This window comes from Anaerococcus sp. C0059F3 (assembly GCF_056590475.1).
The window spans coordinates 1-673 of record NZ_JBWPWE010000031.1 but is presented as its reverse complement, the minus strand read 5'-3'; the positions used below and the strand labels follow the sequence as shown (position 1 = coordinate 673).

The window sequence follows — 673 nt, the reverse complement described above, 5'->3', positions numbered from 1 at the left end:
GTCTTTTAGTTTGTATTTACTTCTTAAGACTTCAATTGTTTCAGCAATTGTCTTATTTCTGTATCTGTCATTTGAGACAATTCTATCTTTTTTTTTATTGCATCATTTTCTAGTTGGAGCCAATAGTTTTTTTCTTCTAATTTCTTTATTTTTTCTTTTAGTTGTGCTTCATTTAAGGAATTATCTTCTTCGTTGGTTAATTGTGCTGATGATTCTGTTTTAGAGTCTTTTGATCTCTTTTGGGTCTTTGACATTTTTGAAGGTCTTCCTCTCTTTTTAGATTTCAGTCCTTCTATGCCTTTTTCTCTAAAGTCTATTACCCATCTTGCTATCATTGATGGATTGTTTATCTTTAATTCATTTGCTAGGCTTTGATAGGACATTTCTCCTGTTAAGTACAAGTTTACTACATTTAACTTAAATTCCAAAGTGTATTGTGTATTTTCTCTTTTTACTTTTAGTCCTTCATAGCCTTGTGTTTTATATGTATTTACCCAGGTTTTTATTACTTTTTCTGATGGTATGCAATATTTATCTGATAAAGATCTATATGAGATATTGGATTCTAAATATTCTTTTACTACTTTCATTTTGAATTCTGTGCTATATTTTGCCATTAAAAAACTGACCTCCTTTAGTTAGTTTTTAGGTCTAACTTTTGGGGGTCAGTTCA

Annotated in this window: 1 protein-coding gene; it reads right to left on the bottom strand. The window is 29.3% G+C overall.

Annotated elements, in window-relative coordinates; genetic code table 11:
* Positions 1–23: 23 nt before the first annotated feature.
* Positions 24–617 carry a transposase gene (locus AC1EJ5_RS10010; protein WP_479816016.1) on the bottom strand — a complete coding sequence of 198 codons (594 nt, stop codon included), beginning with the start codon at positions 615–617 and terminating at the stop codon, positions 24–26.
* Positions 618–673: the final 56 nt, after the last annotated feature.

What these genes read in the sequence shown, in the direction of transcription:
- AC1EJ5_RS10010 (WP_479816016.1), bottom strand. Translation starts at nt 617, where the DNA reads ATGGCAAAATATAGCACAGAATTCAAAATGAAAGTAGTAAAAGAATAT.